Annotated in this window: 1 rRNA gene and 1 pseudogene; both read left to right on the top strand. The window is 58.4% G+C overall.

What is annotated here, in order from left to right:
- Positions 1-176: pseudogene (gene thyA, locus ACNKXS_RS15120) on the top strand (thymidylate synthase); the annotation flags it as partial.
- Positions 175-401: ribosomal RNA gene (locus tag ACNKXS_RS15125) — 16S ribosomal RNA — on the top strand; the annotation flags it as partial. The pseudogene thyA and the gene ACNKXS_RS15125, both read left to right, overlap by 2 nt.

Consider the following 401-nt stretch of genomic DNA (forward strand, 5'->3'; position numbering starts at 1 on the left):
CGCGCCGCATGATCGTATCAAGCTGGAACGTGGCCGACGTGCCGAAGATGAAGCTGCCGCCCTGCCATGCGCTGTTCCAGTTCTATGTCGCCGACGGCAAGCTTTCCTGCCAGCTCTACCAGCGCAGCGCCGACATCTTCCTGGGCGTGCCCTTCAACATCGCCTCCTACGCCATCACTGAAGAGTTTGATCCTGGCTCAGATTGAACGCTGGCGGCATGCTTTACACATGCAAGTCGAACGGCAGCACGGGCTTCGGCCTGGTGGCGAGTGGCGAACGGGTGAGTAATATATCGGAACGTACCCAGAAGTGGGGGATAACGTAGCGAAAGTTACGCTAATACCGCATACGATCTACGGATGAAAGTGGGGGACCTTCGGGCCTCATGCTTGTGGAGCGGC

The sequence above is a fragment of the Christiangramia marina genome (genome assembly GCF_048285865.1).
Lineage (GTDB): Bacteria > Bacteroidota > Bacteroidia > Flavobacteriales > Flavobacteriaceae > Christiangramia > Christiangramia marina.